The sequence below is a fragment of the Pseudomonadota bacterium genome, from assembly GCA_038533575.1.
In the GTDB taxonomy this organism is placed as follows: Bacteria; Pseudomonadota; Alphaproteobacteria; order Rhodobacterales; family Rhodobacteraceae; genus Shimia_B.
Map to the genome: position 1 here is coordinate 1 of JBCAYL010000062.1, position 507 is coordinate 507.

General features: G+C 71.8%; 1 protein-coding gene. It reads left to right on the plus strand.

Annotated elements, in window-relative coordinates; translation table 11 throughout:
* Positions 1-507, plus strand: a 507-nt coding sequence (locus tag AAFM92_17010; protein MEL7302056.1) for a polyamine aminopropyltransferase, incomplete at both ends; no start/stop codon positions are given.

Consider the following 507-nt stretch of genomic DNA (forward strand, 5'->3'; position numbering starts at 1 on the left):
CGACGTACCTCTTCGGGAGCAGCGTCCTCCATTTCTCGGTCACCATCGGGCTGTTCATGACGGCGATGGGCATCGGCTCGGCGCTCTCGCGCTTCGTGACACGGCGGCTCCTGCGCGCGTTCGTCTGGGTCGAGTTGGCCGTCGGCGTGCTCGGCGGGGCGTCGGCGCTGCTGCTCTACGCGGCGTATGCGCTCACGCCGGTCTACCACGTGGCAATGGTGGGGCTGATCCTCGTGATCGGCGCGCTGATCGGGCTGGAGGTGCCGCTCGTGACGCGGCTGCTGGGCGGGCGCACGGCGCTCAAGGACGCGCTCGCAGGCGTGCTCTCGTTCGACTACCTCGGGGCGCTCGCGGCGTCGCTGCTCTTCCCGCTCGTACTGCTGCCCACGCTCGGCCTCGTACGCACGGCGTGCGCGACGGGCCTGCTCAACCTCGCCGTGGTGGCGGGCGTGCTGGCCGTCTTCCGCCCGCGCCTGCGGTCGTGGCGTCGGCTCGCCAGCGTGACGG